The organism is Bradyrhizobium sp. UFLA06-06, assembly GCF_054820065.1.
Map to the genome: position 1 here is coordinate 392,868 of NZ_JADFUD010000001.1, position 22,649 is coordinate 415,516.

General features: G+C 62.2%; 23 protein-coding genes. 17 read left to right on the forward strand and 6 right to left on the reverse strand.

The features are described 5' to 3' along the window. Positions 1 to 138: 138 nt before the first annotated feature. The 3 genes from IF803_RS01685 to IF803_RS01695 form a co-directional block, all read right to left on the reverse strand. Positions 139 to 1,839, reverse strand: coding sequence for a TolC family outer membrane protein (locus IF803_RS01685; protein WP_461191040.1), 1,701 nt, complete (start codon positions 1,837 to 1,839; stop codon positions 139 to 141). Positions 1,840 to 2,109: 270 nt separating this feature from the next. Beyond that, positions 2,110 to 2,568 (reverse strand): hypothetical protein, encoded by a 459-nt coding sequence (locus IF803_RS01690; protein WP_453942424.1) that lies wholly within the window; start codon positions 2,566 to 2,568, stop codon positions 2,110 to 2,112. A gap of 125 nt (positions 2,569 to 2,693) precedes the next feature. Continuing rightward, positions 2,694 to 3,230 carry a LabA-like NYN domain-containing protein gene (locus IF803_RS01695; protein WP_461191041.1) on the reverse strand — a complete coding sequence of 179 codons (537 nt, stop codon included), beginning with the start codon at positions 3,228 to 3,230 and terminating at the stop codon, positions 2,694 to 2,696. 418 nt (positions 3,231 to 3,648) lie between these two features. On the opposite strand from IF803_RS01695, the gene IF803_RS01700 reads away from it, so the two are divergent. The 15 genes from IF803_RS01700 (at position 3,649) to IF803_RS01770 (ending at position 17,293) form a co-directional block, all read left to right on the forward strand. Continuing rightward, on the forward strand, positions 3,649 to 4,386 hold the full coding sequence (locus tag IF803_RS01700; RefSeq protein WP_461191042.1) for a hypothetical protein: 738 nt from the start codon (positions 3,649 to 3,651) through the stop codon (positions 4,384 to 4,386). A gap of 354 nt (positions 4,387 to 4,740) precedes the next feature. Beyond that, complete coding sequence (locus IF803_RS01705) at positions 4,741 to 4,956, forward strand: Flp family type IVb pilin (protein ID WP_212058809.1); 216 nt, start codon at positions 4,741 to 4,743, stop codon at positions 4,954 to 4,956. Between the two features lie 91 nt (positions 4,957 to 5,047). Next, positions 5,048 to 5,263 (forward strand): Flp family type IVb pilin, encoded by a 216-nt coding sequence (locus tag IF803_RS01710; protein ID WP_028345093.1) that lies wholly within the window; start codon positions 5,048 to 5,050, stop codon positions 5,261 to 5,263. Positions 5,264 to 5,335: 72 nt separating this feature from the next. Then, on the forward strand, positions 5,336 to 5,842 hold the full coding sequence (locus IF803_RS01715; RefSeq protein WP_028345092.1) for an A24 family peptidase: 507 nt from the start codon (positions 5,336 to 5,338) through the stop codon (positions 5,840 to 5,842). A 1-nt stretch (position 5,843) separates the two neighbouring features. After that, positions 5,844 to 6,815 (forward strand): Flp pilus assembly protein CpaB, encoded by a 972-nt coding sequence (gene cpaB, locus IF803_RS01720; RefSeq protein WP_461191043.1) that lies wholly within the window; start codon positions 5,844 to 5,846, stop codon positions 6,813 to 6,815. Between the two features lie 170 nt (positions 6,816 to 6,985). After that, positions 6,986 to 8,017 carry an AAA family ATPase gene (locus IF803_RS01725; protein ID WP_259239313.1) on the forward strand — a complete coding sequence of 344 codons (1,032 nt, stop codon included), beginning with the start codon at positions 6,986 to 6,988 and terminating at the stop codon, positions 8,015 to 8,017. After that, complete coding sequence (locus IF803_RS01730; RefSeq protein ID WP_461191044.1) at positions 8,014 to 9,459, forward strand: CpaF family protein; 1,446 nt, start codon at positions 8,014 to 8,016, stop codon at positions 9,457 to 9,459. The genes IF803_RS01725 and IF803_RS01730 overlap by 4 nt, the downstream gene beginning before the upstream one ends. Continuing rightward, entirely contained in the window at positions 9,459 to 10,385 is a 927-nt protein-coding gene (locus tag IF803_RS01735) for a type II secretion system F family protein (protein ID WP_461191045.1), read from the forward strand. The genes IF803_RS01730 and IF803_RS01735 overlap by 1 nt, the downstream gene beginning before the upstream one ends. Next, on the forward strand, positions 10,382 to 11,287 hold the full coding sequence (locus IF803_RS01740; RefSeq protein ID WP_137479309.1) for a type II secretion system F family protein: 906 nt from the start codon (positions 10,382 to 10,384) through the stop codon (positions 11,285 to 11,287). The genes IF803_RS01735 and IF803_RS01740 overlap by 4 nt, the downstream gene beginning before the upstream one ends. Positions 11,288 to 11,305: 18 nt before the next feature. Then, positions 11,306 to 11,941 (forward strand): methyltransferase family protein, encoded by a 636-nt coding sequence (locus tag IF803_RS01745; protein WP_461191046.1) that lies wholly within the window; start codon positions 11,306 to 11,308, stop codon positions 11,939 to 11,941. Positions 11,942 to 11,968: 27 nt separating this feature from the next. Next, entirely contained in the window at positions 11,969 to 12,421 is a 453-nt protein-coding gene (locus tag IF803_RS01750) for a hypothetical protein (protein ID WP_259244248.1), read from the forward strand. A gap of 8 nt (positions 12,422 to 12,429) precedes the next feature. Beyond that, entirely contained in the window at positions 12,430 to 13,752 is a 1,323-nt protein-coding gene (locus tag IF803_RS01755; RefSeq protein ID WP_461191047.1) for a pilus assembly protein TadG-related protein, read from the forward strand. After that, positions 13,752 to 14,162 (forward strand): TadE/TadG family type IV pilus assembly protein, encoded by a 411-nt coding sequence (locus IF803_RS01760; protein ID WP_461191048.1) that lies wholly within the window; start codon positions 13,752 to 13,754, stop codon positions 14,160 to 14,162. The genes IF803_RS01755 and IF803_RS01760 overlap by 1 nt, the downstream gene beginning before the upstream one ends. Before the next feature lie 393 nt (positions 14,163 to 14,555). Further along, entirely contained in the window at positions 14,556 to 16,127 is a 1,572-nt protein-coding gene (locus tag IF803_RS01765) for a type II and III secretion system protein family protein (protein ID WP_461191049.1), read from the forward strand. 698 nt (positions 16,128 to 16,825) lie between these two features. Next, positions 16,826 to 17,293: a tetratricopeptide repeat protein gene (locus tag IF803_RS01770; RefSeq protein WP_304499615.1), complete on the forward strand. Its 468-nt coding sequence runs from the start codon at positions 16,826 to 16,828 to the stop codon at positions 17,291 to 17,293. Positions 17,294 to 17,449: 156 nt separating this feature from the next. Here the strand turns inward: IF803_RS01770 and IF803_RS01775 are convergent, their stop codons facing one another. Together IF803_RS01775 and IF803_RS01780 are read right to left on the reverse strand one after the other, a co-directional pair. Beyond that, positions 17,450 to 18,550, reverse strand: a complete 1,101-nt coding sequence (locus IF803_RS01775; RefSeq protein WP_461191050.1) for a hypothetical protein — start codon at positions 18,548 to 18,550, stop codon at positions 17,450 to 17,452. A gap of 262 nt (positions 18,551 to 18,812) precedes the next feature. Beyond that, positions 18,813 to 19,244, reverse strand: coding sequence for a hypothetical protein (locus IF803_RS01780; protein ID WP_461191051.1), 432 nt, complete (start codon positions 19,242 to 19,244; stop codon positions 18,813 to 18,815). 254 nt (positions 19,245 to 19,498) lie between these two features. Between IF803_RS01780 and dinB the strand changes: the two genes are divergently transcribed. Next, a complete protein-coding gene (gene dinB, locus IF803_RS01785; protein WP_461191052.1) occupies positions 19,499 to 20,746 on the forward strand; it encodes a DNA polymerase IV in 1,248 nt (415 codons plus the stop codon). A gap of 114 nt (positions 20,747 to 20,860) precedes the next feature. Next, positions 20,861 to 21,070 carry a hypothetical protein gene (locus tag IF803_RS01790; RefSeq protein WP_092084574.1) on the forward strand — a complete coding sequence of 70 codons (210 nt, stop codon included), beginning with the start codon at positions 20,861 to 20,863 and terminating at the stop codon, positions 21,068 to 21,070. A gap of 80 nt (positions 21,071 to 21,150) precedes the next feature. On the opposite strand, the gene pyk is transcribed toward IF803_RS01790, so the two are convergent. Beyond that, positions 21,151 to 22,566 (reverse strand): pyruvate kinase, encoded by a 1,416-nt coding sequence (gene pyk, locus IF803_RS01795; RefSeq protein ID WP_461191053.1) that lies wholly within the window; start codon positions 22,564 to 22,566, stop codon positions 21,151 to 21,153. Positions 22,567 to 22,649 lie beyond the last annotated feature (83 nt).

Genomic DNA, 22,649 nt, shown 5'->3' on the forward strand with positions numbered 1-22,649 from the left:
AATCGCATTAGATTTCGGGCAGACTACAACAAATAGCGAACAAATTCAGCGAAACTTATCTTAACGATTAATAAGGAATCGAAAGGGCCCCGACTTGGGGCCCTTCCGGCAGTCCTGTCCTGAGCTTGTTGGCGGTCGCTATCGAGAGGAGCTCGGGAAGGCCGACAGCAGCCAGTGGGGCTTGGTCGACGCATAGGAGCTCGCGTTCGCCGTGACCGACGGATCCGCGTAAATGACGTTCGGGCCGTCCGCAGCGGTCTTTTGCTGCTGCATCCATTCCGCTGAACCGGGCACCGCTGCGGTCGTCGTCGCGCCGGTGAAGCGGTCCGCAAAGCCAACATCCTTCGGCTGGGCTGCCGCATAGGTCTTGGCAGGACGGGCGACAGGCGCCGGAACGGCGACGCGCAGCGGCTCGGACCCGGTTTGCGGGAGGTTCACGCGAAGCGTCGGGAACGAGTAGCGGGGCAGGCCAATCGAAAGCATGTCCGTCGGCGCAGCATCGACCGGGGGCGGAGCCTTCAGGTACTCGATCAAGGTGCCCATCGCGGCCAGCAGCTGATAGTCGGCGAAAACCACGACGCCGCGGGCTGAGGTGAGCGAGACCGACGCGTTGAAGAACTGGTTCTGCGCGTTCAAGAGATCGATCAGCGAACGCTGGCCGAGTTCGTATTCCTTCTGGAACGCCACGATGGTCTTGCGGTCCGCTTCCAGCTGACGCGTCAAAGCGGCGATGCGTGTGACCGTAATCGTACGGGCATTCCACGCCTTGTCGATCGACTCATACGCGTCGCGCTGCAAGCGCGCGTGGCGCATGGTGGCTTCGGTAAAGCGCTCGGCCTTCTCCGACCTGTTCCAGGCATCCTGGCCGCCGCGGAAGATGTCCCACGACATCACAACCTTGCCGCTGTAGTCCTCATGCGTAATGGAGGGAGTTCCTGGGGTCGCCACGTAAGGGTAGGAGTTGTCGTAATGGGTTGCCCGTCCCTCGAGATAGAATTTCGGGCCGAATGTGCCGTCCGTGGCCTTGAACGCATGCTTGGCGGCGTCGGCGTCGGACTGTGCCGCCGCGATCGTCGAATTGAACCGGAGGGTGGTCGCCAGCGCTTCGTCGCGGCTGTGCGGCAATCCCGCGAGAGGAGCAGGGAAGCGAACATTGATCGGCTCAAGGCCAACCGTCTTGCGGTACTTCGCCCTGGCGTCATCCAGGCTGCGCTGGAATTCGGCGAGTGCCGCGCGGGCGGCCTCGACGCGCTCGCGGGCTTGCTCCAGATCGCCTTCGCCGGCCCGGCCGCCCGAGAAGCGGGAGTTCACGTTTGAAAAGATCTTCTCGTGATTGGCGACGTTTTGCTGGGCAAGACTGACCAGCCGCATGTAGCGCACGACGTCGATGTAGCCTTCGGCGGCGTCGAGGGCCAAGAGCTCGGTTCTCTCCTTGACGCGGGAGGCAGCTGCATTGACGCGCGCGGTCTGGCGCCAGACGTCATAGATCGACGAAAAACCGTCCCACAGCAGCTGGCGTACGACGACCGATTCCTGGCTGCCATTGCGCCATGGTCCTGAACCAACGGTCGGCGCCGACTGAATGTTCGGGGTAATGAAGCCCGGCGATTGATCGAATTTTTCCGGGCCATAGCTGGCGTCAATGCGCACCTGCGGCAGCAGTGTGCTTTGGGTTTGCCGTAGCTCGCTTTCCGTCGCCCGCCGGTTCGCCGAAGCCTCGCCGATACCCGGGTTGGTCTGCATGGCCTGGCGTAGAGCATCATTAATAGAAAAAACCTCGGCACATGCTGGCGTTGCCGCCAGGCATAGGCACGCAATGACCGTGTATGCCGACTTCATAATCTCCGCCCCCAACTCACAAAAATATTACGTAGAATCCTCCGAAGGGTAACAAAGGACAGTTCCGCGACCTATGACATTTCAGCCACACAGGCGTCCTAAGTGGGGGCCGAACCATCGAGTCCCGGTGCGCGCAAATCCAAGCATTTTTATTAAAATTCAACGATTTGCCTGACATTTTGTGGTCATGCGAGCTGGTGCCGAGCCGCAACACCGGGGACCGGAACATGAAAGATCAGTTAAGCCTGTCTTAAGGTTGGCGGCAGCCGGCTACTGCTGACGACAGGTTGCCAGGTAGGTCGCAACGAAGGGTGCGGCCTTGGTGTCCGCGGCGGGGCCCCCCAGCCGGCTCGTTAACTTGTAGAGCGATTTGTCGCCAAAATAGAACCGGAAGATCTCGGCCGTGGTGTCGTCCACGCGGGTCGCAAAGATCGACGCGGCGGAACGGCGGGCGGCCGCAAAGACGTAGGTTGTGAGCTTGGCTCCTCCCTTGCCTTCTGCCGCGACAGATGTCCCCCAGGTGACCGTGAAGGTGTCGCCATCGATCACGACGGCGGGCCGGATCGTATCGAGATCGTCATCGATCCACTGGGCGTCACCGCCTTTGCCTGACGGGCCGAGCTCGACCCGTTTGCCCCGCGGCGTGTCGCAGGTGAACCGGGAAGGTTCGGCGATCGCAGCGCTCGTCGCCGCCAAGAACAACAACAGGCAGCCGACCGACCTCCACATGGGTGTTACCCTCTGTTTCGTTGTTTGGGGGATAGTGATGTCAGCGCCCGACTCGCGCAACTCGGTGATTTACGGACAAGCAGAGCCGCCCTTTTGCTTCCTCGTCGGAAGGGGCGCCCGCGATTTCACTCGGGCGCGATCGGGTGTGCTGGACGTTCGATCGCTGCCCTGAGGCTTTCGAGTTCGAGGAAGACGTCAGCTTGCCTGCGAAGCTCGTCGGCGATCATGGGAGGCTTGGTTCGGATGCTGGAAACGACTGTCACACGGACACCAGCCCGCCTGACGGCTTCGACAACGGCGCGCAAATCACCGTCGCCAGAGAACAGGTACGCGTGGTCGATGCGGTGCGCGATTTCCAATGCGTCGACCGCGAGCTCGATGCCGATGCTGCGCTTCATTCGCCGCCGCCCTTCGCCGTCATCGTGGGTTTTGGCTAACTTTCTCCTGACCGCATAACCGTTGTAATCGAGCCAATCCACCAGCGGCCGAAGGCTGCTGAACTCGTCGTCGTCTCTCACGACCGTGTAGAAGTAGGCGCGCACGATCTGTCCATGCTTGCCGAACTCCGAGAGCAGTCGCCGGAAATCGATTTCGAAGCCGAGGTTCTTGACGGTGGTGTGCAGGTTCGCACCATCAATGAAAAGTGCAATGCGATCGGCCATCTCAAATCCCCATGACGCCCGGATCAGTCACTGTATGCTGTGGTTCTAAAATTCCACGGGCGCATCGTGGGTGAGCACCCTAGCTGAAATGGCTAATCCTAGAGCAAGGGCTTGGCCGGGAAGAAGCGGAAATTTTCGCCAAACGCCGACACGGTTCTCATCGGGCGCACGCGCCGATCCGACGACGTCGTAACGGCTGGCCAGACGACGAGCGCAGGCGAAAGATTCGTCTGTCAAACAAGGCCGATCATCCGACGAGATGAGATCCGGCGCGCTCGCCGCCGATGCTGCGCCGATAGTGCAGCGCAGCGGCGCTATCGTGCGGGCCGCCGGTGCGCCAGGTCGCTATTGCGCAAACAGCTAAATTGTATCTAAAATCAATCAGCTGGGGTCGGTGCGATTTCGCACCGAGCCATTTTTGAAGACGTCATTTTTGCCAATACGAATTGTTTGCCACGGTGGAGAGCGCGCTTCTGCGTCCCTGATTGCACAGACATTTCGTTCTCGCTGGCAGAACGCGACGCATGGCGGCACATCTGTTGCGCCAACCGGAGACCCGATCGTGCATCGGGATGGACGGGCTTGGCCGAAGCGCGCGCGATGCCTGGTCGTTGTCGCGCTCTGCATCCTGCTGAACTGCTGCGGGGCCGCTCGCCAGGCCATCGAAAAGGAGGCGGGACCGGTAGCGGAGCCAACAACGGAGACGCCAACAGCGCCCACAGAGCCGGCACCAGCGGCGACAACGATACCGGAGGCGACACCGGTACCGACGGCGGCAACGGTCAACCTGAGCGGAGCGCTCGCGGAATGCCGGAGCGCGTTTCCGGATCAGATCGCGCAAGCCGTGGCGCGCGCGTCCTGCGTGATCAAGGCGACCGACCTCGTCCGGCCGCTGCTGCCGTTTCCCGAGCTGCTCGACCGGGAGAACGCCGTGCGCAAGGTATTGGCGGAGCAGGTCCAAGCAAGAACGATGTCCCTGCTCGAGCGCAACGTCCAGATCCAGAAGCTTCATTCGCAGCTCCTCGAAGAGGAGCGCAGCAGGCTATCGGCGGCGCCGGCGGACGCGAGCAAGCCGCCGCTGGCGGTCACGCAGTGGCGGCAATCCAACGGGGAGAGTTGCGGCCGGCTCGGAGGGGATTCCGGGACCTGCTACTAAAACGAGCAATCCTGCAAACGGCTATCGGGGGGAATGGAACCGGATTGTGACACCGTCACCTCTGAGGTCGTTGTGGCGATAGCGTCACGTCCGACGCCGTCACCGTATTCGCACGGAGCAGCGAAGTTGAAATGCTGTGAAATAACGAAAGTCCTATATTTTAAGGGGTTTCGTGCGTCGTCGTCGGAGCAACTTGCCGAGGAGAAGGTGCGCGCCGTTACGCCAGTAGGGTTAATAAACGATTACCAATCGACAGCTTTCTCGCGACGCATTATAAGAAAATCCTAGTTGGCACTGGATTTTGCCCCCCGCCAACGTATTGCGTAAATTTCATCGTAAAAGGGATATTTTCCTATGTTGAAACTCTACATCCAGACCACCGAAGCCTTCAAGCGCCTGCGTGCGGATGCGGACGGCGTTGTGTCGTTCGAGTACGTGATCGTCGCCGCTTGCATCGTGGCCGCCGTCTCTGCTGCCTTCGGTACGGGTACCGCCAGCGGCATCGGCTCGGTTCTGAACGCCTCCATCACCACGATCGCGAGCAAGGTCGCCACCGCAGTCTCCGCTTAACTCCGGATGTTGAATGCTGTTGGCAGATTCTTGCTGTCAACAGCGGTCAACCGGATTGCGATGTGCGCGAGCCTTAAGGAGGCTTTCTCCTATGTTGCAGTCATACATCAAGATCACAGAAGGATTGAAGCGTCTGCGCACGGACAAGGACGGCGTTGTGTCGTTCGAGTACGTGATCGTCGCCGCCTGTATCGTCGCCGCCGTTTCCGCGGCGTTCGGTACGGGTACTGCGAGCGGCATCGGTAGTGTTCTGACCACCTCGCTCACTTCGATCGGCACCGCGGTTGCCAACGCGGTTAGCGCTTAAGTCCAGAGGGACGGCGCCCCGGAGGGGGGCATTATTTTGTGCCCCCCGCCATTTTTCTAAGGCGATTATTTCATGAATTGGATTGCGTCCACGACCTCGTGTCTGGAAATCGCATTGTTGTTGTATGTCGCAACGATCGATATCGCGACACGGTTGATCCGAAACGAAATTTGTCTGGCGCTGGCGTTCCTTGGGATCGTCGGCCAATTGGCCAGTCCGATGCAGATCGGCCAGTCGCTGATCGTTGCCGCAATCCTGTTCCTGGTGCTCTTCGTGATCTATCTGCGCGGAGCGATCGGCGGTGGCGACGTCAAGTTGCTGGTTGCCCTGGCGATCGGTCTGCCGCTGACCGGCGTGATTGAACTGTTGACGGCAACTGCACTGGCCGGCGGCGTTCTGGCCGCGGTGCATCTGATGATGCGCCGTCTGCCACAACCGAAGCTGGCGCCCGCCGGATCATCGCTGATGCGCCGGGTCTACGCGGTCGAGCGCTGGCGTCATTTGCGACATGCACCGCTGCCCTACGGGGTCGCCATCGCATGCGGCGGTATCTGGGCCATTTTGAGCAAAGGAATTTGACATGTCGTCCGCTCTCCGTGTCTCGATCATCATGGTGCTGCTGCTTGCGGCTACGGCGCTTGGAATGATCGCCTACAGCATGAACCGACCCGCAGACCCGGTCGTTGCGCAGGCGGTCGAAGAGAAGCCTGCACCTGTGCCTGCGGCCGCGACGGTCGGCTACTTTGTCGCGACGCGCCCGCTTTCGAAGGGAACACTGGCGCGGGACGAAGATTTCGCAGTGCGCCAGACGGCACCGAACCGTGTCCCCGCGGGGGCGATCCTCGAAACGCCTGACTCCAAGGCCGGGCTGCCTGGTTCGCTGGTTCGCAAGTTCGTCGACGCCGGCAGCGCCATTACACTGGACGACATCCTGCGTCCGAAGGATCGCGGCTTCCTTGCCAGCGTCCTGGCGCCGGACAGCCGCGCCATCAGCATCAAGGTCGACGAGGAGACCGGTGTGTCCGGTCTGATCAGGCCGGGCGACAATGTCGACGTGGTGCTGACCCAGGTGTTTGAGAAGGCCGCTCCGGTGAAGCGTGCCGTCAGCGAAACCGTTCTGTCCAATGTGCGCGTGATCGCGATCGACCAGGAGATTGCGCAGGGCGGGCGTCCGATCACCAATGCCGTCCCAGGCAAGACGGCGCAGACCGTGTCGCTGGAGCTCAAGCCGGATCAGGTCAAGAAGGTGGCCGTCGCAAAGCAGCTCGGAACGTTGTCGCTCGTCATCCGCGCTGCGGCCGAGCAGTGGGACAAGGCCGACACAAGCGTAACGTCCAGCTGCGATGTATCGCCGGAGCTGGCGCGCCAGAGTGCGGTTGCCGGCCAGAGCACGATGGTCGCGATCTATACCGGCAGCGAGGTCAAGCAATATTCGGTCAGGAAGCAGGATTTGGACGACGACGCCCGCGCGGGCTGCGAGGTGCCGTCCGAGCTCGATCGTCAGACCACAGCGGCAGCGAGTGACGTCGGCAAGGCACCGGAGAAACGTTGATGAGTGCGAACATGGCAGTGGTGGAACAACCCGAAGAGACGACGTCTCTTGTCGCGCGCAACCGCATCGTCTGCTTCGTCAACGACGAGCTGAGCGCGGCGGCCCTTCGCAAGGGTCTCGACGGCAGCAATCTGGTGATCCGGCGCGGCACCATCCGTCATGCGACACGCATGCTCGAGACCGACACCGATCTGTACGCGCTGGTGACCGACATCAGCGGGATCGATGATCCCTTCACCGAACTGGAACGCCTCGCCAGTGTCTGTCCGCCCGATGTGAAGGTGGCCCTGATTGGAGACAACAGGGAGATCGTCTTCTACCGCGAGCTGATGGAGATCGGCCTTACTGAATACCTGCCGACGCCGATCACCAGGGATATGGTGCTCGACCAGCTGCGTCCCAAGCTGATCGGCGACGCCGCGCCGGCCCAGAATGACCGCGGCGGGCACGTGGTGTCGATCTGTGGCGCGCAGGGCGGCGCCGGAGCGACCAGCGTCGCGATCAACCTCGCGCTGCAACTGGCCGAGACCACCAAGGCGAAGGTGGCGCTGCTCGACCTGCATCTGCAGGGCGGCGAGACCGCGGTGATGCTGGGTGTTCGTCCTGGACCCGGCCTCCGCATCGCCCTTGAAAACCCGATGCGGGCCGACACGCTGTTTCTCGAGCGGGCGGCGATCGAGGTGAATGATCGGGTTTGCCTGATTTCCGGCGACGAGGAGCTCGATGCGAAGCTCGACATCACCGAAGCCGGCGTGCGGCACGTGCTGGGCCTGCTCCGTCAGCGGTTCAACTACGTCGTTGTCGATGTGCCGGTACCGTTCCCGGCATCGATCTATCCGGTCATTCAGATGTCCCGTCATGTGCTGGTGCTGCTGGAGGCCGAAGTAACCGGCCTGCGCAATGCCCACGCGCTGCGCAACGCCGTCACCAACATCGCGGGCAAGGATCGCGTGTTTACCCTGCTCAACCGTGCCGACCGCGCCGGCGGTCTGCCGAGGGCGACGATCGTCAAGGCACTGGGCGCCGAACCGGACATGATCATCCCGGATCTCGGCAAGGGAATGACCCAGGCGGTCAACCTCGGCGTTCCGGCTCTCAAGCACGTATCCGGGCTGCGGCGCCATCTCGCTCCGATCGTACGGGAAATCACCGGCGTCGGTGCCAAGAAAAAGGCCGGGTGGAAGAGGTGGCTCGGGCTATGAAAAAGTTCGGCAGGCGCGCAGACGAAATGCCGGTGCGGATGCCCGCAGCGGTGCCGGACGTCCCGGCAGCGGCACCAAGCGCGCGGCCGGTGCCGCCGCCCTTGCCGCCGGCGGAGCCGAGCGTGGCGTCACCGGCGTCCAGCCTGTTTGCATCGGCGCCGAAGCATGAAGAACCTGCGACCCACCATCCGGTGATGTCGGCATCCCTGCGCGAACGGGTCATCGAGCAGATCGAGCCGTCGGTGGCCGCGACCGTTCCCCGCGACGTCCTGCGGCGGCAGATCGAGGAAATCATCCACGGCATCGCCAACCAGGAGCGGCTGGAGCTGTCGGGCCGCGAGCAGCTCTTCCTGGCGGAGGAGATCGCGGACGACATGACCGGCTACGGGCCGCTGCGCCCGCTTCTGCTCGATGAGACGATCAACGACATCATGATCAACGGGCCGAGCAACGTCTATGTCGAGCGGGCCGGCAAGCTTGAGCGGGTTGCGGTCCGGTTTCGCGACAATGACCATATCGCCTCCGTCGCACAGAAGATCGCTTCGCAGGTCGGCCGGCGGGTGGATGAATCCAGCCCGATGGTGGACTGCCGTCTGCCGGACGGCAGCCGCGTCAACATCATCCTGCCGCCGCTGGCGATCCACAGCCCCTGCATCTCGATTCGAAAATTTCCGAACCGGCGTCTCAACATCGCCGGCATGATCGAAAACGGCTCGATGACCGCCGCGCTCGGACAGCTGCTGGAGATCGCCTCCCGTTGCCGGCTCAATGTCCTGGTCTCCGGAGGCACCGGTTCCGGCAAGACGACGCTGCTGAACGCCTTGAGTCAGTTCATCGACCATAGCGAGCGCATCGTCACGATTGAGGACGCGGCGGAGTTGCAGCTTCAGCAGCCGCACGTGATCAGCCTGGAGACCCGTCCGGCCAGCCTCGAGGGCACCGGCCAGGTAACGCAGCGCGACCTTCTGTGGAACGCACTTCGTATGCGTCCGGACCGCATCGTCGTCGGTGAGGTGCGCGGCGCCGAGGCGTTCGACATGCTGCAGGCGATGAACACCGGCCATGATGGATCGATCTCCACCGTGCACGCCAACAGTACCCGCGATGCTCTGACCCGCGTGGAGAACATGGTGCAGATGGGGCAGGTCAATCTGCCATCGCGCGCAATCCGTTCCCAGATCGTCGCCGCCCTGGATCTGATTGTGCAGGTCGAGCGCATGCGGGATGGCCAGCGCCGCATCGTGCAGATCAGCGAGGTGATCGGCCTCGAGGGCGAGGTGATCACCACCAACGACATCGCGTTGTTCGAGTACAAGGACGAGGACGTCCAAGGGCGGATATCCGGCACCTACCGCTCCACCAATGCGGTTCCGAAGTTCAAGAGCCGCCTCGTCTATTACGGGCTCGATCGGGCCTGGGCAGAAGCGATGAGGCACATCTGATGTCGACGCCCTTGATCATCGTTCTGGTGCTACTGCTGTGTGCCGGGGCAAACACCCTTTGGCTCGACGCACGACAGAGACGAATGGACCGCCAGCTCGAGATTGCGCTGCCGACGGCTGAAGCCGCAGCCTTGGTGTCCATCCGTCGCGCGGCCAAGACGTCGCGTTGGCGTGCGCTCCAGCGCTTCGCCAATTATCGCCCTGATATGGTGTACGTCGTACGACCGGTCTATGTGCTGCTTGCAGGGGGAATGGCAGCGGCGGGAATTCTCTACGTCAATGGATTCCTGAGGTTCCCTGGCTCCTATGGAGCCATTGCGGCTGTCGGCGTCGCCATCCTGGTCGTGCGCGGCCTGTTCGGATGGCAGCAACGGCGCTTTGCAAATCAACTCTTCCAGCAGCTTCCCGATGCGGTCCAACTGGTGACGAGCACTGTCCGGTCCGGATTGCCCGTCCACGAAGCATTTCGCACCATCGCCCGCGAGATGCCGCAACCGACATCCGGGCAGTTTGCCATCGTCTGCAGCGAACTGAATATGGGGCGGTCGCCCGAGGAAGCCGTCGAGGAGATCTATCAGCGAACGCAGGTGTCGGAATATGCGATGTTTGCGGTAACCCTCGCGGTGCAATTGAAGACCGGCGGCAGCCTGGCGGAAACACTGCAGACGCTGGGCGAGACCGTGAGTCAGCGGGTTGCGCTGGCGGCGCGTGCGAAGGCCTTGGCGGGAGAGGTTATCTTTTCATCGCGTGCGCTCACCTGTGCGCCGGTCGTGATCGGCGGGCTGCTTTACCTGATCAATCCGCAGTCGGTCGATCTGCTGTTGTTCGATCCACAAGGCAACGTGCTCCTCGCTTATGCGGCGTGCTCGGTCCTGATCGGGCATTTCGTGATCCGTTGGATGGTCAGAAGGGAAACCACCCTATGACGGCTGTTCTCGGTTTTGCCACGCTTGCCGTCGCGCTCGCGGCCGCGACCTTCCTGCTGGTCATTCGCGAGATACATCTGCGCACCTTGGACACGCGGGTCTCGAATGCCGTGCTGGGCATCTCCGATCGATCGAATTCGAAGGATCTGATCGGTTGGCTTTCATCGGTCGGCATGCGCTACAGGCGCTACTACGCCCAGGAGAATCTCGACCAGCTGAGGATGGTTCTTCAGTCGGCAGGGTTCAATCACTATCGAACCCTGCCGATCTGGATCGGCTTCAAGACGGTCAGCACATTTGCGTTGCCGATCGCGGCTTTCTCCATTTCGCAGATTCTTGGGCGGCCGTTCACCGACGTGATGATCTTCACGCTGCTTGGCCTGGCGTTTGGAATCATCATCCCGCGTCTGATCTTGCTGGTCGTGAAGCGACGCTTCGATGCGGCGATCCGGCTCGGCACGCCCGACACCATCGATCTGCTGGTGGTTTGCAGCGAGGCCGGCATGGGCCTGGAGAGCGCGATTGAGCGCGTGGCGGAGGAGATGCGGGAGACCAATCCCGCCATCACCCACGTGCTGCGCGGTCTTCTCGATGATCTCCGGATCCTGCCGAACCGTGCCGACGCCTTCGAGAAGCTCGCGTCCACGTCGGAGGGCCTCCGTCGTTTCGGCACCATGGTCAGCCAGAGCCTGCAATATGGCACGCCGCTCAGTCAGGCGCTGCGCAGCATCGCGGTCGACCTGCGCCGGGAACGCATCACCAAGCTCGAAGAGCGGGCGCACAAACTGGGCGCCAAGCTGACCGTTCCGATGGTGCTGTTCCTGCTTCCGGCGATGTTCGTCATTCTGGGCGGAAGCCCGTTCCTTCATTTGATCCGTACATTCTCCAACCTCGGCAATTGAGCCATGAGCGCAGCTGCAATGAGTCTTTCGACGAACCTGGCCTACGATCGGGCGACCCGATTCCTGGGCAGCGCATGGTTCCTTCTGTTGGCACTTGCCGTGACGACCAACCTCGCGAAGACGGGGGAGCCATGGCCGTCGCTCGTCTCGAACTTTCTGGTCGCGGTGTTTTACCTGATGCTGGCGCTGCTGATCCTGATCCGCGGGCCCGCAAAGGCGCAGGCCGAAGGTCTGCTGCCGAGGGTTGCCGCGTTCGTCGGCACCTACTGGCCATGGACGATCACGTTTTTCGAGAAGACCGAGGGCGCATTGCCGAATTTGTTGTCCGCGGTTTTCGTGCTGACCGGCATGATCATGATCCTCGTGACCGTTCGTCATCTCGGACGGTCGTTCAGCCTGGTGCCGCAGGCGCGTTCGGTGGTGCAAACCGGGCCGTACCGGTGGATCAAGCATCCGCTCTATCTGTCGGAAGAGATCGTGTTCCTTGGTGTCGTGCTGCAGCATCTGAGCTGGATGACCGTGGGCCTGCTGATTCTGCACATCTGCATCCAGGTCTGGCGAATTCATTACGAGGAGGACGTGCTTCGGCGCACGCTTCCTGAATATTCCAGCTACGAGGCGTCGCGCTGGAGATTGATTCCCTATGTCTGGTGAGCGGCCATGCGAAGCTGGAAAAGCCGTGTGAGCGGCAAGCGTTCCCTGATCGCGGATCGACGCGGCGCCGTCGCGTTCGAGATGCTGTTCGTTTTCGCGTTCCTGTTCCTGGTTATTCTGCTGCCGCTTGCCGACCTCGCGCTGGCTGGCTTTCAATACATTCAGGCGCTCGCGGCGCTGCGCGGGTTCGGGCAATCCATCCAGTACTCCCCGCCGGGCGACGTCACGAACGCGTCCACTTGGGCGGCGGCCGCGCTCGCCAAGGCCGATTCCCGTTATCCGATCCCCAGCATCCAGCTGATCTGCGGCGAGAGCAATGCGGTCTGCGATTCGACGAATTCCGATCCGTCGCAGCCGAAGTACTACGTGTATTCAACGACGATCACGCTGTCGCCAATGGTGTTGAGGTCGGCGATCTGCACCAGCACCAATAGCAATCCCTGCTCGTTCACGCTGACCTATTCGGAACGGTTTCAATGAGGTGTTCCATGCGCAACATGCTCCATTGCCGTCGCGGCTCGGCCGCGTTCGCAACCGTGATTGCGTTGATCCCGTTGATCGGAATGATGGCGCTCGGCGGTGAAGCCGGATCCTGGTATGTCACCCAGCAACGCGCCCAGGGTGCGGCTGATGCGGCGGCCTACGCCGGCGCCTTGCGGCTCGCGTGCGACAGCGCCCCGCAGCCGGGCACGACCTGTAACAACACCCAGACATATGATTACCGCGGCAAGCAGGCGGCGGCCCAGAACACGTTCTGCAATGCCGGCGACACCGCCTATCCCGGCTCCAGATGTGTGGCGACCAGCGGCGTCACGCGGACCGTCCAGGTCGCCTCGCTGACGACCTGGAACGGGGTAGCGGGGACGTACGTTCAGGCCACCATCAGCCAGCAGCAGCCGGGATATTTGGCTCAGGTGCTTGGCTTGTCGACGGTTACGATCGCCGCGACGGCGGTCGCCAAGCTCGATAGCTTGGCGAAACCTCCATGCGTGCTGGCGTTGAAGGACCCCGTCACCTTCCAGGGTAGCGCTACGGTATCGTCGGCAACGTGCGGTATTTCGTCGGACAGCAGCGCGTCGAACGCGATCGGCTTCATCGGCAATTCGGGTATCTCGGTGAATGCGCCGAGCTACACGGTCGGCGGTTGCTCCCAGACAGGCGGAAGTCAATGCACGGGCGTGCAAACCTATCAGCAACCGATCCCTGATCCGCTGAGTGCGGTCAACACGGCGCTGTCTGCGTTGAAGACGTCAAATTTCGCGAACAACATCAACAACGCCGCACCGCAGCCATATGAGACATGCAGCTGTTACAATACCAATCCGTCGTTCAGCCCCACCACTGTATTAAACGGCACGTACTATTTTTCGGGGAACATTACTATCAACGGCAATCCGACCATCACGGGAACGGCCACCTTGATATTTTTCGGAAGTGGTACATCGCTCAAATTTACGGGGAATCCCACGATTCAGCTGACGGCAATGAAGTCGCCTACGGGGCCGTCGGTCTTGTCAGCATCGGTGTTGGCCCTGATGAAGGATCTTCTGCTCTACGATGGTGAGAGCTATACGAAGCAAGGCGTCAACATCAGTGGCACTTCGACCAGCTATTTCAATGGCACGGTCTATATCCCGAATGCCCCCGTCACATACGGAGGCAACAGCTCGTCGAGTTCCCCGGCAACTGGCTGCTATCAGGTCATAGCCTATGCGGTGACTTTCCAGGGCAATACGACCCTGGACAACAGCAAGTGTACGTCGGATGGGGCAGCAAAGCCCAACGTTCAAACCGTGCGTTTGGTGCAGTGATGAAACGGCTCGACCAGCGCGGGGTCGCGGCTCTCGAGTTCTGCCTCATCGCCGTGCCCTTGTTCACCCTGATCTTCGCCGTCTTTGATTTCGGACGCTACGCGATCACGATGCAGTCGCTGCGCCTGCTTGCGGATGCCGGGGCCCGGGCGAACATGATCAGCTGCTACACCCCCGCTGTGCTGGCGTCCAATTCACCATCCAGCTGTACCAGTGACTATCTGACGGATGCGCAGAAGCAGGCCGTTGCTCCCTTCCTGTATGGCGCCAGTCTCACGCCCACCGTGACCACGACGGCGGGCGCCTCGGCGCTGACGGTGACGGCGTCCCAGTCGGGCTTCGCCATGATCATGCCGATCTGGGGCACGTCATTGAACGCGCCGAGCGCGTCCACCACGATTCCGTTCTGAGCAGAACCCGATTCGACGAGGCTGATCGGCGGCGGCGGCCTGGGCGGCTGCCAGGGCGGCTCGGCGCGTTGGGCGGGCCGGGAATAGCCCGGGCGGGCTACGGAAGTGGTGCGCGCTGGCAACATCGGGCAGTTTTCTCCGGCGTTGCCGCGGCTTGGCGGACCTCTTTCCTTGCAATCGAGGCGCATGGCAGGGGATGATCCCAGAGCCGCCATTAGCGGCCGTGCGACCCGGGTGAGTGCCCGGTGCGCCGGGAATGAGAATTTTGCGAGTAACTATTTGTAGTCGGACAGACTGTAAGCTCTACGACGTGGTGGACGAACGGGAGTGATCGGGACGCCGAGGTCGTAGGTTTACGGGGATCGTCGCGGAGACGCGGCGAAGGGGATTGGCATGATGGGAAGTCGCGTTTCGGTCGATGCGGGACTTGGGCTGGTTGCCTTGAGCGCGATGGCGTTTGGCGCTGCGATCGCCCTGTTTCATTTCACCGATCCTGCTGCTGCCACGGAGCGGCGAGCGCCGTCCTCCAGCGGCGTGTTCGTCAGCGAGATGAGCGACGTCCAGCGCGTCAAGGTCACGATCAACAAGTCGCGGACCTTCAGGGTCGATACGGCGTTCTCGTCGATCGTCGCGGGCTCGCCCGATATCGTCGACGTGAAGTCGCTGAGCGATCACCTGATCTACGTCCAGGGCAAGAAGACCGGCACCACCAACGTCATCCTGTTCGACAGCTCGATGAAGCAAATCGGCATCCTCGATGTCGAGGTCACGATCGACGTCGGCTCTCTGCAGCAGAGCATCCAGTCCAGCACCGGCACCCGCGGCATTCGCGTGTCCGCCTCCGAAGGGCAGGTGGTGCTGAGCGGAATGGCCGCCGATGCGGTCGCCGCCGAGAAGGCCATGGCCATTGCCACCGGCACCGTCCCGAAGGGCGGCATCGTCGTCAACGCCATGAACGTGGCTGCGCCGCAGCAAGTCATGCTGGAAGTGCGCTTCCTCGAGGTCGCGAGGTCCGCCGGCCGCGAACTGGGCATGAACCTCTATGCCGGCAACGGCAACCTCACGCAGGTTGGAAATACGGGCACTGCTGGCAGACCGGTAGCCTCACAGACCCCTCAAGGCGTTCCTGTTCTATCCACCGCGTCAGGGCTGATCGGTGGCGCAGTCCCGTTCGGTAACCTGTTAACGAATGTGCTGAGAACGAGTAATGGCACTTCGGTCGATCTGTTGCTGCAGGCGCTGGAGACAAAAGGGCTGGTGCGCAGCCTGGCCGAGCCCAACCTGATGGCGTTGTCGGGCGATGCAGCGCGCTTCCTGGCGGGTGGTGAATTTCCGGTGCCGGTAGCTTCCAACACTACGAACGGCTTTCCCACCGTCACCATCGAATTCAAGAAGTTCGGCGTCGAGTTGGGCTTCGTACCCACCGTTCTCTCGCGCGGCGTAATCAACCTTCGGGTTGAGCCGTCGGTCAGCGAGCTCGATTTCACCAATGCGGTGACAATCCAGGGGACGACAATTCCAGCACTAAGCAGCCGCAATGCTCGGACCACGGTTGAATTGCGCGACGGCCAGAGCTTTGCAATTGCCGGCCTGCTCCAGACCCGCAACGCACAGGATGTACAGCAACTGCCCTGGATCGGCTCGGTGCCAGTCCTTGGTGCGTTGTTCCGAAGCGCATCTTATCAGCAGAAAGAGACGGATCTGGTGGTCATCGTGACGCCGCGTCTGGTCGCGCCGGCGGCACCTGGACAGCAATTGGCGTCGCCGCTGGACTCCCGCCTGCCTGCAAACGATGTCGACTTCTTCCTCAACGGCCAGATGGAAGTGAAAAAGCGCTACAATGACTACGTCAATTCCGGCGGTGACATCAAAGGTCCCTACGGGCACATCATCGCCCCCGATGTCCGGGTATCTGCGCCACCTGCGGTTGTAACCGACCAGCCCGTAGTCAAGACGCTCAACTGAAGGACGACCGATATGACATGCACGGCGTTACTCGCAGTTTTCACGCTCGGGGCTTGTAATGGCTTGGCCGGCAATGACGAAATGGATCGTTATTTCCAGCGTTCGGATACCATCACCTTAAGTGCTGGGGACGCGAAGCAAGTCAATGCCGTGACCCACACGATCAATCCCTGGCCGAGCTACGTCGGCGATCGCCGGATCGTCTCTCAGGCCGCGAAGACCAATGGCGCTATAACGCGCTATCGTGCCGGCAACCAGCCGCGCGATCCGTTACCGGCGTTCGGAGGAGACCTGCCAGGGTTGGGTCACTCCCCAATGGGAACTGCAGGCGCTACGGCAGCAGCAGTGGACGCAGGTGGTAGCGTCTACTTGGGGACCGGCGTGGCCACAGTAGGCGGCCGACCTTAATAAAAATGATGCTGCTACCGGTACCAGCAAGCCTTGACGCGACGTTAGTCATTTCGCGCTGGACGCTGGGGTCTTCCAGGGCAGGGCGTCAGGAGCGTTTTCTATTTCGACGGGTGCATGTGGCTAGCCGGTAACACGTCTCTAACCCCACCCGTGTTAGCGTGGAATCGTATTTTAAGCGGTAGTAAGTGGGGCGGGGATTAGTGGCTATGCGGCGCATTCCTTTTTGGCTGGCTAGCGCCTTACTGACCACAGCATTGGCGGCTTGCGATACGGTGCAAGAATATACTGTGCGTGACGCCGCTGTGGTCGCGCCTGGCGCTCCAGCCGGTCCCGACCCCGTGCAGGAGCCGACCGACGTCAAATACTATCCCTCCGACGAACCGGTGCGGATGGGGCTCGAGCACTACAACCGCGGCAATTACGGAATCTCGCAGCGCTATTTCAAGGATGCGGTCGAGAAGGCGCCGAAGGACGTGACGGCCTGGGTCGGCCTCGCGGCGAGCTATGACAAGCTGCGCCGCTTCGATCTTGCCGATCAGGCCTATGCGCAGGCGATCCGGCTTGGCGGCGAGACCGTCCAGATCCTCAACGACCAGGGCTACTCCCTCATGCTGCGCGGCAATCTGAGCGGCGCGCGGCGGAAGTTCGAGAAGGCGTATTCGCTCGATCCGGGTAACCCCGTCATCGCCAACAACCTCGAGCTTCTCAACGGCAGCCGGAAGTTCATCGAGCGTCCGCCGAATAATCAGCCGTAGGTTGACAGCGGTTCACGAGCCTCTGCACGATTTTTAGAGGTATGATAATACCCAATTTTGCCCAACGCGTCGAGTTGCCGGGTCCGCCGGCTCCTTTGCATGGGGTTGTTTTCGATATTTTGGCAGCTCGCTCCTGCGACTTGACCTCGCCACGATCTAGTTCGGCATCAGCACGGCATCGACGCGGCGGCTGCTTCGCGTGCTGATGATGATGGCACCGTTGCGGGTCGCAAATCTCGCGCCGAGAAGGCGCGGCAGCTTCTCCGTCAGCGATGAAGGCAGCGGAATCATTCCGCCCGTGATGGGATCGCCGACGTTGATCGGCGCGACAGCTGCGCCGGCCGAAGGCGCTGCCTTGATGTACTCCCTTATCAACTGAATCTCTTCACGCGAGAGGCTGAGCGCGGCCTGTTCGCCTGCGCCGTCAGTCAGCTTCTTCTCCGCCTCGGCCCTGTTCTGCGCATCTTCCTGCTGGGCGGCATCGCGTTTTGCGACTTCGACCTGTTCGAGTCTGGCGAGGCGTTCCCTCAGCGGCGCGATTTCCCGTCGCAAGGCGGCAATGTCCGACTTCAGCGAAGTGAGCTGACCAAGTGCTATCGCGGCGGCAACGCAAGCCACGACCGAGATCAGGCTGAGGCACGCCACCGCCAGCCCCGTCAATCCGCCTCGACGATCGGCACGACGATCCCGGACATCCTCCGCGGATCGCCGTCGCCGCGCGGCGGCGAATTTGGGCATGGTCGTGCCGAGCAAGCTGACCAGACCGGATAGCCGCGAAGCCGTTCGGTTCGTGTCTTGAAACGAGCCGAATGCAGGCGCAGGGATGATCGGAGAGTCGCCCGAGAGGATGTCGGGAGCCGTGGTCGAACGGCCCTCGCTAGATGGCTGGCGGTCGTCGCGGTCCTCGGGCGCCATGCCGGGGAGCTCGAGATCAACGCCGTCGGGACGGTCGATCGCGGTGTCCGCACCTGAATGGCGCGTGTCGGATGCAACAGCGTTCAATCGTTCCGTTTCCTGTTCATTGAGTCCTTGTTCGATGCGGGAGGCTTCAAGCGAGCGCCACAGCGAGAGCCCCGAATCGGTGATCTGCAGGCCCGCATCGTTGATCGATGCCCATCCCGATTGGAAGACGTCGGCGTCGCCAAGCTCGGACGGCCGCTTCGACTGCGTGGCCTCATCGCCGGCCGCGATCATGCGCTTGACCTCGCGGCTGACCTCGTCGATCGCGATCCGCTCCCCGGGCCTTGCGGCCAGCACACTCAGGATCGCCAGATTGAACCTCATGCGGCGCCTCGCGATGCCCCATCAACCGGCCATGCGGCCGTTCCCCTCCCGTGCAGGCGACGTGCGGGCCTCAGCGGGGTCGAAGCGGATCAATCATGCCGGCACGGACGTCGGTCAGTCAGGGAGTCAAAGTGTACCGGCTCCCCAAGGGGCAAACAATCCGGCACCAGACCTACGACAGATGGATAAGTCGCTCCGCAAACGAGACGCGTCGGGATCACGTTCGCTGCGCGCCTCAGAGAAACTCGCGAAGCCTGGAGAGCTCGATCACATGCTCGGGTGACAACACGTCGGGGACGAGGGGAGGCTGCGACTTGGTCCGGATCTCGTAAAGATGTCGCGTCTTCTCGGGCTTGCCCATGAAATCCCGAATGCATTGGTCGAGCGTTCCGTTGACGACCATATAGGGCGCGCGATCCTCTCGCCTCGAGTTGTTGAGCGAAGGCCATTTGTAGAGGTGGGCCGCAGCTTGGAAGTCCACCTGATGAGATTGGTCGGTCATTGCAAAATATCTAGCCGAAAAAGCCCTGCGCGGCAAAGTCGGCCGGCTGATGAGTGAGCCGGTGCGGCAATACGCGCAAGCTGCGTGCGGTCGTCCATCGCAGTAGCCGCCGTCATGCATCTCGAACGATCCGCCGATATGCCCTGCGTCGATGCCTCGCAGCAACTCCCACTTCGATCTCCCGCGGGCCGAGACCGGGGGCGATGGGGCGAAGCCGGCTGAAGGAAGTGCCGGCAGATCCCCTCGCGCGGCAAGCGCGCGTAGTGGCGGCGCGCGTTGACGACCGTTCGCGGCGCCAGCGGCCGCGACGACGCGTGCTGGATTGACTCGATTCCAGAATGTTCCTATTTTGTTCTATTGTCAATTTCCACGTCCGGAGACGGGCGGCTTCGGTCAGGTCAAGGGATGAACGGGTCGAGATGGCAGCCGCAGCCACCATCTTTCATGCGGACCTGGATGCATTTTACGCATCGGTCGAGCAACTGCTCGAGCCGTCGCTGCGCGGCAAGCCGATCGCCGTCGGGGGCGGGGTTGTGCTTGCGGCGTCCTATGAGGCGAAGGCCTTCGGGGTGCATGGCGGCATGTCGGGGCGGGAAGCGCGCCAACTGTGCCCGCAACTCGTTTTCGTCGGCGGCCATTTCAGCGATTACCAGCGGCTGGGCGACGCGGCCATCAAGGTGATTGGCGACTTCACGCCGCTGGTCGAGCGAATTTCGATCGACGAGGCGTTTGCGGATGTTGCCGGCTGTACCCACCTGTTCGGAACGCCTGCCGAAATAGCCGCGTCGATCCGGTGGCGCGTGCGCACCGAGCTCGGCCTTCCGATCTCGGTCGGCGTCGCCCGCACCAAGCATCTGGCGAAGATCGCCTCGCAGGTCGCAAAGCCCGACGGGCTTGTCGTCGTTGATCCCGACGCCGAGCTAAGCTTCCTTCACGAATTGCCGGTTGAGTTGATGTGGGGGGTAGGGCCGGTCACCAGGACCCGGCTGGACGCGATCGGCGTTGCGACGATCGGTCAGCTCGCCAAATTGTCGGAACGGTCGCTGACGCATTTGCTCGGTCCGGCAGCGGGCGAGAAACTCGCCGCGCTGGCCTGGAATCGCGATCCGCGACAGCTCAGGCCACACCGGCGTGCGCGATCGGCAGGAGCACAATCGGCACTTGGCCGAAAGCCTGCGATCGAGCAGGTCATCCGGCCAACGTTGCTTCATCTCGCCGACCGCGTCGCCACGCGGCTTCGGGCGAAGTCACGGCCTGGACGAACCGTGACGGTGCGCGTCCGCTTCGCCGACCTGAAGTCGGTGACGCGCTCGATGACGCTCGATGCGCCGGTGTGCACGACCATCGTCCTGGCCCGGCTCGCCGAGAATCTGGTGCGCGCCGCCCTTGCCGACCATCCCGGCGAGAAGATCATCTCGCTGCTGGCGATCTCGGTGTCGCATCTCGAGGAGCATTGGGATCTTGCGCTGGAGCTTCCACTCGGACTGGCGGACGAAGCGCTTCGCCCTGGAAGCCCGACAGGGATGGCCCGCTGGGCGGCGGACCGTGCGATCGACAAGATCCGCGATCGCTTTGGCTGGGAGGCGATCGGATATGGTTCAGCCGCGCTGGAGGCGGTTCATTCGGTGCCCGATGCGTTCCGCAAGCTTGCCGAGAGAGACCTCTAGCGCTCGCCGGTTCACGTACCTGTCACTGCATTAAGAAAAGGAAATTTGGAATCGCGCGCTTGTGAGTGGCGACCCCGCACCGCCGGCTTATTTTGAGCCTGCGGAGGGACAGCCATGAAGCACAGCGCCGAACTGATCCAGACGATGCGCGATGCGTTGGATGCGGTCATGGCAAGCGTCCCGGCGGATCAATCCGTGTTCGGTCTCAAGGCCGCAGTGGCAGAATGCATCCTGCGAGCCGCAGCTCACGGCCAGACATCGTTCGACGGGCTCGTGACGTCAGCATCCGATCAGCTTCAGTCGATCATCTCGATGCTGACCTAGGCGATCGGGATGAGCGCGCCATCGCTCACACCCTGCCGCGCGGCGCGCTGATGATGCAATCGCTCGGGCCGACGGTTCTCTCAGGGCAGCGATACGACCCGTAGATTGTTGGTCGTTCCCGCTTGTCCAAAGGGAATGCCGGCGACAACGACCAGCAGATCGCGGCTCGATGCAAACTGCTCTGCATGCGCGAATGCAGTTGCGCGCTCGACCATCTCCTCATAGCTCTGAACGTCGCCGGAAAGCACGCTGTGAGCGCCCCAAAGCAGGCACAGGCGGCGGGACACTTCGCGGCTTGGGGTGATGGCGAGGATCGGGCGGCTCGGCCGCTTGCGCGCGACGCGTGCGGCCGTGGTGCCGCTCGAGGTGTAGGCCACGATGGCTGCGGCGTGAACGACGGAGGCGAGATCGGCCGCTGCCGTCGCCACGGCATGCGGTGGCGTCTGCTCTTCGCCGGGCTGGGTCGCCTCGACGATCGAGCGGTACATCTTGTGTTGCTCGGTGCTGCGGATGATGCGGTCCATCATCTCGACCGCCTCGCGCGGATATCGGCCTGTCGCGGACTCCGCCGACAGCATCACCGCGTCTGCGCCATCATAGATCGCGGTTGCAACGTCGGAGACTTCCGCACGCGTCGGCGTAGGGGCGGCGACCATCGAGTCGAGCATTTGCGTGGCGACGATCACGGGCTTCACCGCGAGACGGCAGGCCCGCACCAACTCCTTCTGGCGCCCCGGCACGTCCTCATGCGGGATTTCGACGCCGAGATCTCCTCGCGCAACCATGATGGCGTCGCACAACTGGATGATATCGTCGATCCGTTCGAGCGCTGCCGGTTTCTCGATCTTGGCCATCAGACCGGCGCGGTCCCCGATGAGGCCTCTCGCCTCGATGATATCCGAGGGCTTCTGCACGAACGACAGAGCAACCCAATCCACGCCAAGTTTGAGGCCGAACTCCAGATCGAGGCGATCCTTCGCGGTCAGCGGTGAAAGATCGAGGACCGTGCCCGGCAGATTGACGCCCTTGTGATTCGAGATCGTGCCGCCGACGATCACCTTAGCTTCGATGAAATCGTCACCGAGCCCGGTAACGCGAACGCGGACCCTTCCGTCGTCGATCAGAAGGTCATGGCCAGGGGCAACGGCGGCAAAGATCTCCCGATGCGGGAGGGGAATTGCGGTTCGGTCACCTTCCGATCCGGACAAAACGAACCGAATGGTCTCTCCGGCCACTGCGGCGATCTTTCCATCGCGCAAGGTGCCGACGCGGATCTTCGGACCCTGGAGGTCCATCAGGATGCCGATCGGCCGGCCGACCTCCTGTTCCAACTTCCGGATCGCCGCGTGAATGCGTGCGTGATCGCTCTGCGTTCCGTGACTGAAGTTCAGGCGGAATGTATCGACGCCCGCCAGCAGCAGCGCCTCGAGCATCTCGGGGGAACTGCTGGCGGGACCGACGGTTGCGACGATCTTGGCGCGTCGATGACGGCGCATGGGTCACCTCATTGCTGGCTTGATTCCCGGCTTGCCGGCTGCAATCAGCACGGCGCGGATATCGTTGACATTGGTAAGCGTTG

Excerpts from the sequence above, each read along its gene's own strand:
- IF803_RS01740 (WP_137479309.1), top strand. The coding sequence starts at position 10,382 with ATGACGGCTGTTCTCGGTTTTGCCACGCTTGCCGTCGCGCTCGCGGCC.
- IF803_RS01715 (WP_028345092.1), top strand. The coding sequence starts at position 5,336 with ATGAATTGGATTGCGTCCACGACCTCGTGTCTGGAAATCGCATTGTTG.
- IF803_RS01730 (WP_461191044.1), top strand. The coding sequence starts at position 8,014 with ATGAAAAAGTTCGGCAGGCGCGCAGACGAAATGCCGGTGCGGATGCCC.
- IF803_RS01685 (WP_461191040.1), bottom strand. The coding sequence starts at position 1,839 with ATGAAGTCGGCATACACGGTCATTGCGTGCCTATGCCTGGCGGCAACG.
- IF803_RS01710 (WP_028345093.1), top strand. The coding sequence starts at position 5,048 with ATGTTGCAGTCATACATCAAGATCACAGAAGGATTGAAGCGTCTGCGC.
- IF803_RS01760 (WP_461191048.1), top strand. The coding sequence starts at position 13,752 with ATGAAACGGCTCGACCAGCGCGGGGTCGCGGCTCTCGAGTTCTGCCTC.
- pyk (WP_461191053.1), bottom strand. The coding sequence starts at position 22,566 with ATGCGCCGTCATCGACGCGCCAAGATCGTCGCAACCGTCGGTCCCGCC.
- IF803_RS01745 (WP_461191046.1), top strand. The coding sequence starts at position 11,306 with ATGAGTCTTTCGACGAACCTGGCCTACGATCGGGCGACCCGATTCCTG.
- IF803_RS01705 (WP_212058809.1), top strand. The coding sequence starts at position 4,741 with ATGTTGAAACTCTACATCCAGACCACCGAAGCCTTCAAGCGCCTGCGT.
- dinB (WP_461191052.1), top strand. The coding sequence starts at position 19,499 with ATGGCAGCCGCAGCCACCATCTTTCATGCGGACCTGGATGCATTTTAC.
- IF803_RS01735 (WP_461191045.1), top strand. The coding sequence starts at position 9,459 with ATGTCGACGCCCTTGATCATCGTTCTGGTGCTACTGCTGTGTGCCGGG.
- IF803_RS01695 (WP_461191041.1), bottom strand. The coding sequence starts at position 3,230 with ATGGCCGATCGCATTGCACTTTTCATTGATGGTGCGAACCTGCACACC.
- IF803_RS01690 (WP_453942424.1), bottom strand. The coding sequence starts at position 2,568 with ATGTGGAGGTCGGTCGGCTGCCTGTTGTTGTTCTTGGCGGCGACGAGC.
- cpaB (WP_461191043.1), top strand. The coding sequence starts at position 5,844 with ATGTCGTCCGCTCTCCGTGTCTCGATCATCATGGTGCTGCTGCTTGCG.
- IF803_RS01755 (WP_461191047.1), top strand. The coding sequence starts at position 12,430 with ATGCGCAACATGCTCCATTGCCGTCGCGGCTCGGCCGCGTTCGCAACC.
- IF803_RS01725 (WP_259239313.1), top strand. The coding sequence starts at position 6,986 with ATGCTCGAGACCGACACCGATCTGTACGCGCTGGTGACCGACATCAGC.
- IF803_RS01765 (WP_461191049.1), top strand. The coding sequence starts at position 14,556 with ATGATGGGAAGTCGCGTTTCGGTCGATGCGGGACTTGGGCTGGTTGCC.
- IF803_RS01790 (WP_092084574.1), top strand. The coding sequence starts at position 20,861 with ATGAAGCACAGCGCCGAACTGATCCAGACGATGCGCGATGCGTTGGAT.